This window comes from Sporosarcina sp. Y352 (assembly GCF_056786535.1).
Map to the genome: position 1 here is coordinate 1 of NZ_JBXCJE010000044.1, position 596 is coordinate 596.

Genomic DNA, 596 nt, shown 5'->3' on the forward strand with positions numbered 1-596 from the left:
CATTTGCATGATCTATTCCAAAGGAATAAATTCCTCTGCGTTGATTACTTGATTTGTTGCTATCAATGTCGTTTCATTCAGTTTTCAAAGAACAAAAATACCCCACTTGGAGTATGTGTTGGTGGAGCCTAGCGGGATCGAACCGCTGACCTCCTGCGTGCAAGGCAGGCGCTCTCCCAGCTGAGCTAAGGCCCCGAAATTTAATGTTAGGTATTTAAGCGATGAAAGTGCTTAAATACGAAAGTTTCTTTAAGCGGTGAAGCTGCTTAAAAAACTTAATGGTGGGCCTAAGTGGACTCGAACCACCGACCTCACGCTTATCAGGCGTGCGCTCTAACCAGCTGAGCTATAGGCCCCTTCCGGGATATATATATGAAGTTTATATAGTAACTGCTTTAAACAGTAAAAATAACTGTTTAAAGGTTCTATTGAACCTTCAAAACTGAACGCAAAACATCAATAAGACTTTTCAGCGCGCTTTGCGCTGATTGAATCAACCACGAATGGTTGACCTGAGGAAGAATAATCTTCCTCATTCCGTAATAATCCTTAGAAAGGAGGTGATCCAGCCGCACCTTCCGATACGGCTACCTTGT

General features: G+C 43.0%; 2 tRNA genes. Both read right to left on the bottom strand.

Annotated features, from left to right (window positions below):
* Window positions 1–119: 119 nt before the first annotated feature.
* Window positions 120–195 (bottom strand) — tRNA-Ala (locus tag AC1TO6_RS21135).
* 84 nt (window positions 196–279) lie between these two features.
* Window positions 280–356, bottom strand: a tRNA-Ile gene (locus AC1TO6_RS21140).
* Window positions 357–596: the final 240 nt, after the last annotated feature.